Annotated in this window: 13 protein-coding genes; 11 read left to right on the plus strand and 2 right to left on the minus strand. The window is 27.1% G+C overall.

Going from position 1 to position 5,339, the window contains the following annotated elements:
- The first annotated feature begins 80 nt into the window (after positions 1-80).
- Positions 81-992 carry a rod shape-determining protein MreC gene (gene mreC / locus Q0370_RS02810; RefSeq protein ID WP_299571851.1) on the plus strand — a complete coding sequence of 304 codons (912 nt, stop codon included), beginning with the start codon at positions 81-83 and terminating at the stop codon, positions 990-992.
- Between the two features lie 144 nt (positions 993-1,136).
- Here the strand turns inward: mreC and Q0370_RS02815 are convergent, their stop codons facing one another.
- Entirely contained in the window at positions 1,137-1,376 is a 240-nt protein-coding gene (locus Q0370_RS02815) for a hypothetical protein (protein ID WP_299571853.1), read from the minus strand.
- A 90-nt stretch (positions 1,377-1,466) separates the two neighbouring features.
- On the opposite strand from Q0370_RS02815, the gene Q0370_RS02820 reads away from it, so the two are divergent.
- Both Q0370_RS02820 and Q0370_RS02825 read left to right on the plus strand, forming a co-directional pair.
- The gene (locus Q0370_RS02820) at positions 1,467-1,769 is read left to right on the plus strand and encodes a hypothetical protein (protein ID WP_299571855.1); all 303 of its coding nucleotides are present in this window, start codon (positions 1,467-1,469) and stop codon (positions 1,767-1,769) included.
- 151 nt (positions 1,770-1,920) lie between these two features.
- Positions 1,921-2,175: a hypothetical protein gene (locus tag Q0370_RS02825; RefSeq protein ID WP_299571858.1), complete on the plus strand. Its 255-nt coding sequence runs from the start codon at positions 1,921-1,923 to the stop codon at positions 2,173-2,175.
- 5 nt (positions 2,176-2,180) lie between these two features.
- Here the strand turns inward: Q0370_RS02825 and Q0370_RS02830 are convergent, their stop codons facing one another.
- Complete coding sequence (locus tag Q0370_RS02830; protein ID WP_299571860.1) at positions 2,181-2,600, minus strand: hypothetical protein; 420 nt, start codon at positions 2,598-2,600, stop codon at positions 2,181-2,183.
- Positions 2,601-2,668: 68 nt separating this feature from the next.
- On the opposite strand from Q0370_RS02830, the gene Q0370_RS02835 reads away from it, so the two are divergent.
- The 8 genes from Q0370_RS02835 to Q0370_RS02870 form a co-directional block, all read left to right on the plus strand.
- Positions 2,669-2,965 carry a hypothetical protein gene (locus Q0370_RS02835; protein ID WP_299571862.1) on the plus strand — a complete coding sequence of 99 codons (297 nt, stop codon included), beginning with the start codon at positions 2,669-2,671 and terminating at the stop codon, positions 2,963-2,965.
- Between the two features lie 32 nt (positions 2,966-2,997).
- Positions 2,998-3,318 (plus strand): hypothetical protein, encoded by a 321-nt coding sequence (locus tag Q0370_RS02840; protein WP_299571864.1) that lies wholly within the window; start codon positions 2,998-3,000, stop codon positions 3,316-3,318.
- An 89-nt stretch (positions 3,319-3,407) separates the two neighbouring features.
- Complete coding sequence (locus Q0370_RS02845; protein ID WP_299571867.1) at positions 3,408-3,701, plus strand: hypothetical protein; 294 nt, start codon at positions 3,408-3,410, stop codon at positions 3,699-3,701.
- Positions 3,702-3,724: 23 nt separating this feature from the next.
- Positions 3,725-3,847 (plus strand): hypothetical protein, encoded by a 123-nt coding sequence (locus tag Q0370_RS02850; protein ID WP_299571870.1) that lies wholly within the window; start codon positions 3,725-3,727, stop codon positions 3,845-3,847.
- Entirely contained in the window at positions 3,844-3,987 is a 144-nt protein-coding gene (locus Q0370_RS02855) for a hypothetical protein (RefSeq protein WP_299571872.1), read from the plus strand. Before Q0370_RS02850 ends, Q0370_RS02855 begins: the two co-directional genes overlap by 4 nt.
- A 90-nt stretch (positions 3,988-4,077) precedes the next feature.
- Positions 4,078-4,434, plus strand: a complete 357-nt coding sequence (locus Q0370_RS02860; protein WP_299571874.1) for a hypothetical protein — start codon at positions 4,078-4,080, stop codon at positions 4,432-4,434.
- A gap of 86 nt (positions 4,435-4,520) precedes the next feature.
- Positions 4,521-4,709 carry a hypothetical protein gene (locus tag Q0370_RS02865; RefSeq protein WP_299571875.1) on the plus strand — a complete coding sequence of 63 codons (189 nt, stop codon included), beginning with the start codon at positions 4,521-4,523 and terminating at the stop codon, positions 4,707-4,709.
- A 23-nt stretch (positions 4,710-4,732) separates the two neighbouring features.
- Positions 4,733-5,339: hypothetical protein (locus Q0370_RS02870; protein ID WP_299571876.1), on the plus strand; the 607-nt coding region annotated here is incomplete at its 3' end.

The raw sequence follows: 5,339 nt of genomic DNA on the forward strand, positions 1-5,339 counted from the left end.
AAATTAATCGTATCAATATTAAAATGCTTATGTTTTTATATTTGATATTTTGGAATAAAAAATGAGAGGATTATAAAATAATGAAATTAGATGATTTTTCTGAGAAAAAGAGCACAGGTAGAGCAGTTCTGATTTTGATAATAATAATAATAATAATGTTTGCCTTTAAAAATAGAATTACAAGTTCATTTACATTTTTAGATGGAATAACTCAGTCAGTAAACTTTAGGTTAGTAAAAGTAAAAAGTATGTTGTACACTCAGGTTTTAAAATTAAAATCACGAGTTAATGATATTAGTTATGTTGAAGACTATGCTGAAAATAATAAAAATAGAGATTTTGAATTACAGAAAAATAAAGTTCAGAATATGGAACTTGCATATTTAAAAGAAGAAAATGAAAAATTACGGCAAATGCTAGGTATGCGTCAAAAAAATCCAGCTGAATTTATAGCAGCAGATGTTGCGCTTGTGGAAAATGGTAATTCATCTGAGAAAATGTATATAAATAAGGGGTCTGCACAAGGAATAAAAATAAATCTGCCAGTAATGTTTGACGGTTATCTTATTGGAAAAATTTCTAAGGTAAGTGAAGAATATTCGGAAGTGACTCTATTAACAAGTAAGACTTCAAAATTAAGTGTCGTTTTAAATGGTTCTGATCAGCAAATATTACGTGGAAATGGTAATGGAACTTTCTCTGTGCAAAATTATAATGAAGGTAAAGTAGATAAAAATACAATATTTAATATAGAAACTTCTGGAGTTAGTGATGTTCTGTCAAAAGGAATAAGAATAGGAAGTTTCAAAGTAACTGAAGTAAATGCATTTAATAAAATGAAAGAAATTAGATTTAAACCAAGTTTTAATATATTTGATATTCAAAGTGTGTTAGTTTACAAATGGAGTGTTAATGATACAATAAATACTCAGATACAAAATCAAGTGAAGGCTGAAGAACAGCAAAATAAAGAAAATTCACAAACAAATTAAAGAAAGTTGTATTAAGATATACAAAATAGTATAAGTGTATAGACTATTTTAAAAATAAAAAAGAGAAACTCACCTTTGATGTTGAAATTACAGAAGATGAGTCTCTAAAAAAAATAAAAGATTTTTATAAAAGTATTAAAAGCCCTATTCTTCTATAACAACTTGAATATGTACTGGACTTAAAAAATATTTTTTATCTTTATGAATAATTTGGACTATTGACATATCATAAAAACTGTTTTCGATAAAATTATGAATATTTTTTATATATCCCTCTTTAGCCCAATTATATGGAGAAAAGAATTGATTATTATATCCAATTTGATAATCATCTTCAGTAAGTTCAGTCCATTGTCCAAGTAGACAAGCATGAACTTTATACATAATCGCTGTACCTCCTTTCATTTAGGATGGTTAGATTATAGCATAAGATATTTAAAAATAAATAAGATTTTGAAGTAAGGGAGTGAGAGGATGGGAAATGAGAAAAAGTTAGTAGAAAAATGTTATGAAGAAATGTTGAATTTTTTAAAAAAAGATTTTACAAAAATTGAATCAGGAATAGATTTGTTGGAAGACGAAAATAATATTACTGATGTTATACATATTTTTACTGCAATTAGAAGAAGTGAACACAGAGATTTTGAAAAAGAAAAAGAAATAAAACAAGAAATTTACAAAAATTTATACAAATGTACGGAATTGAAAGATTTTAGAAGTAGAAATAGAAGATGTGTCCTTTTATTAGATGCATTGAATCGAAAGGACACATATTAAAACTAATTCAAAAAAGACAATGCGATAACTTTTGAAATCGCATAAACAATAGCTTTAATAATAGTGACACCTCCTTTCTGTGTAAAGATTTATTTGGCGATAATATTATAGCACAAAAGAGGTTATTTGGAAAAAAGAAGGGAGTGAGAGGATGGGAGTAGATACCGAAGAAGATATTTTAAAATTTATGGATAAGGATGAAATAGAAAAGAGAATTAAAGCAAAATACGATTATAAAATACGTAGATATCGTAATATAGCATTTTTAAGCGTTTTAAATTTCATTTTGTTTTTATCTATTACATCCTTATATGGAAATAAAATAGATACCAGGATAGTTTATGCTATTTTTTTCCTGCTAAGTTTTTGGTTTTTTATACTACTAGATTTAAAATGTGTGGATTGATGGTCTTAACCACTTTCATCTAAATAATGTCTTATCAACGTTATAATGAAATAAACAATTGATAGCATTATAAAAATTGTAAAGATAAATTTTGCTTCAATTATTTCAGAATGTCTTTTTTCCACAATAATTACAAGATAATTAATTAGTACGAATAAGAAATTCATGACAGAGGCTTTAATAATTTTATGGTTTTTTGTAAAAGTAGAGAGAGCAAGGAACATGCTGCCTACAGTTAAAAATGTTCTTAGTTCTTCCTCTGAAAATTCAATTCGATAATATATTGGAAGAAAACACACTATTATCAAGACTGCAAATGTCATCCAGAAATAATTAATGGGTTTATCTTTTAATATAGCTAAAAATACAGCTACATATACAGCCGCAAAAATTATTATTATAAAAATAATAATACCTCCTTTCATATTAAGGTGGTTAGATTATAACATAGAATATTTAAAAATGAATAAATTTTGAAGTAAGGGAGTGAGAGATGAAAAAAATAATTTTGATGATAACATCGGTTATAATTGTAGCTTTGGTAGGAATTAAGGCTATATTGGATAGGAAAAAAGAGAAAGAAAAAGAAATTTTGCAACCTAAAAAATTATTATATGTTTATCCTTTGTTTTTTAAAAAGAAACGAAGGAAAAAAAGCAGTAAATATAGAAATTATAGTACAAGGATAAGAACAAAAACGAAAAAGAAAGATAATATCGATGAAATAATAGTCACAGTATTAAAAGATATGGATGAAGAAAAAAAGAAAAATCGTACAAGATTCTATTAATTACATAAATTATTTGAAGGAGAATTTTAAGAATGGAAATTCACAATGTGGATACATTTTATTTGGCAACAGTAAATGAATTAAAAAAAGTTGCGGAAGAAATGATAAAAGAAAAATACAACCTAAAAAATGATTTAGTGATGACTGGATGGGCAGTTAGAATAAATAGCATTATAAATCAGATACAAGATGAAAAATTAAAGGAAAAAGCAGAAAATGACTGTGAAAAAATTTGGAATAAGTGGTATGAAAAAGTTCAAAAGGAACAGTTGACAAATAAAAATCTTGGAATATTAGATTCAGTATTAGAAAAATTAAAAAAGGGAAATTCTAAAGAATCGGGAGTTAATTAGGAAACAAAAAATGTCGTTAAGGGACTAGGTAAGGAAAAAACAAACACCAAAAAAAATTAAGGGACGGCAATCCCGGAAAGGAAAAAACTATGGAAGTTTCAGAATCTTGGATAAGAAAACAGGCTACAAAATTGCAATTATCAATAAAGGAAGCTGCTGAATTTATAGGAAAAGGACAGCAATATGTAAGAGTAGGCCTACAAGAAGGCAGACTTAAATTTGGAACGGCGGTACCTAAATTTAAAGATGAAAATGAAAAAGAAGCAAGAAGAAGAGCCGGGAAACGTAATTGGGACTACGATATTCAAAGAGTACATGTTGAAAGATATGTTGGAATAAGCTATAGAAAATTTTTGGAACTGAAATATGTGGTAGTAGCATAATAGGAAAGGGATGTGAATTTAAAATGAAATATGATGCTTTAGTAATGGTAAACAATCAAAATAAAGAAACAAGAAGAAAAATGGAAGAAAGAAAAATTAAGAACAGAATCAAAAAATTTGTAAGAAAGGTTGGTTTATCAAAATGACAATAAGAGAACAGCTTGAAAAAGAAATGGATCAAGAGGAAATTAAGGAAATGGAGCGAGAAAATGCTGACAGTGAAAAATCTGATAAAAATAATATTTCTGATAACAATGACAGTGCTGATTCAGTTAGAAGTGATTAGAGAAAAAGGGTATTGGATTGCAGGTGGAAATTTGGCATTTCCAGTGTTGCTTGCAATATTGCTTTGGTGGTCATCTTATTTTAAAAAGAAATGGAAATAGAGGTAAGAATAATGTATATAAATTTGAGTGGAAATTATTATATTAAAAGTCAGCCAAGATGTTTTGTGATTGGATGTAAACAGAAAAATAATAAAGGTAAAGTACAATTTGTAGCAAAATGGTACTTTACGAGTCTTAGGAGTGCATTGAGAGCTTGGATTGATGAAAAGCTGATAATGAGTAAGGCTAAAAGTTTTCAGGAGCTTAAAAACGATATACGGGCCTTGAATGATGAAATGGAAATAATAATTGAGAAAATTAATAAAGGTATTTCTGATGATAAAAATAGATCTGATGAAACAATGGAAATATTAAGCGAATTTGAAGAAGAGGAAGAAATTGAATAAAAAAATGCCAGTGGAAAAACACTGACATAAAAGATCTAAAAAACACTTTCGTATTCTCAAGATTATTATATCACAAGTGAGAGAAAATGAAAAGAGAAAAAAATTTAATTTTAGAATATGGAGTGGGATCAGTAACATATACGGGTATAAGAAATTTTGAAATAAAGTACCCGTATATTGTCATTGACGGAGAAAATATAAGTTTAGTAGGCGTAAAGTTTGTGAAATATAAAAATTTTATTGCTTGGAGGAATAGGAAAAATAGAAAAAGATAAAATATTATCATAAGGAGAGAAATATGGCTAAGTTTAGACAGATACAAACGGACTTTTGGAGTAATCCGTATGTTCAAGAAGAAATGACTCCCGAGGACAAATTTTTTTATTTATACTTAATGACAAATGAAAAGTCAACACAGATAGGTATATATAAAATAACGAAAAAGCAAATAGCATTTGATATGGGATATTCAATTGAATCAGTGGAAAATTTATTGAAAAGATTTATGGATCAGCATAAATTGATTAAATATGATTCTGAAACAAGGGAAATAATCCTGCTTGAATGGGCAAAATCTAATCTTAATAAAGGTGGGAAACCTTTTGAGGATCTAATTTCAAGCGAATTAAAGGAAGTTAAGCAAAAAGAATTTATAAAAATTATTTATAATCAATGTGAAAAAGAGGAAATTAAGAAAATAATAGAAAAATATATTGATAAAATTGACGAAGCAAAAATGTTTAAAAAAAATTCTGAAATAGAAAATAAAAATATTTCTGATAATTCAGAAAATAATGAAACAATACTTGAAGCAGAAATAGTAGAAGAAAAAACAGAAGATGTTACTGAAAGTCCTAAAAATGATATATCTGACGATACGTTGCACGACACGTATAACGATAAGG

It is taken from the genome of uncultured Leptotrichia sp. (assembly GCF_938036635.1).
GTDB classification, from domain to species: Bacteria; Fusobacteriota; Fusobacteriia; order Fusobacteriales; family Leptotrichiaceae; genus Leptotrichia; species Leptotrichia hongkongensis.